At 52.8% G+C, this 426-nt stretch carries 1 rRNA gene; it reads left to right on the forward strand.

What is annotated here, in order from left to right:
* Positions 1-302: 302 nt before the first annotated feature.
* Positions 303-426 (forward strand): 16S ribosomal RNA (locus tag AB4Z14_RS22060); the annotation flags it as partial.

Raw genomic sequence — 426 nt, forward strand, 5'->3', positions numbered from 1 at the left:
GGCGGGTAAGTTTGAAGGGTTGCCCCGGAGGCCTCCTCGTTGAGGTGGTTGATGGTGTGTGTCCGATTCTTGAGAACTCAACAGCGTGTCAAAAATCGATGCCAATTACCTCGTCCCGAGGCCTGGTTCGGTCCATCGTCTGGTGGTCTGGGTGGGTTTTGGGCGAATTATCCTTTGGTTGAATTGAACTTCTAGCTTTTTGAGCTGGTGGTTCGACTTCAGTCAGGTTTTCGAGCCCTTCATGGGTTCAAAGTTTGCTCACTGTTCTGGCCTTTCGGGGTTGGGGGGTGGGTGTTTGAACATCAACGGAGAGTTTGATCCTGGCTCAGGACGAACGCTGGCGGCGTGCTTAACACATGCAAGTCGAACGGTGATGACGAGAGCTTGCTCTTGTTTGATCAGTGGCGAACGGGTGAGTAACACGTG

The organism is Terrabacter sp. 2TAF16 (assembly GCF_052115065.1).
Taxonomy (GTDB): Bacteria; Actinomycetota; Actinomycetes; order Actinomycetales; family Dermatophilaceae; genus Terrabacter.